This is a genomic window from Marinifilum caeruleilacunae (genome assembly GCF_013141825.1).
Taxonomy (GTDB): Bacteria; Bacteroidota; Bacteroidia; order Bacteroidales; family Marinifilaceae; genus Marinifilum; species Marinifilum caeruleilacunae.
Window position 1 is genome coordinate 1 of sequence record NZ_RZNH01000211.1, and the last position, 338, is coordinate 338.

A 338-nucleotide genomic window follows, 5' to 3' on the forward strand; every position below is an offset into this window, starting at 1 on the left:
TGATTTAAAGAAATCGCATCGGGTAAAAAAAACTTCAAAAATATTTCAAAAAACATTTGGAATTAAAAACAAGTTTTATTTATCTTTGCACTCGCTTTTCCGCCTGATTTTTCAGGGGATTTAGAAGGAAAAACAGAACGATACGTTCTTTGAAAATATTGAAAACAAGAAGTTAGGTAAATACAAGAACAAAAACCTTGTCAATTAAAAATTACCATTAAACTTTGATAATCTGAATGAGACAGAATTTATAAAAACTTTTATACAACGAAGAGTTTGATCCTGGCTCAGGATGAACGCTAGCGACAGGCCTAACACATGCAAGTCGAGGGGTAACG

At 32.2% G+C, this 338-nt stretch carries 1 rRNA gene; it reads left to right on the top strand.

Annotation, left to right across the window (positions count from 1 at the left end):
* Positions 1-264: 264 nt before the first annotated feature.
* Positions 265-338: ribosomal RNA gene (locus ELS83_RS22035) — 16S ribosomal RNA — on the top strand; the annotation flags it as partial.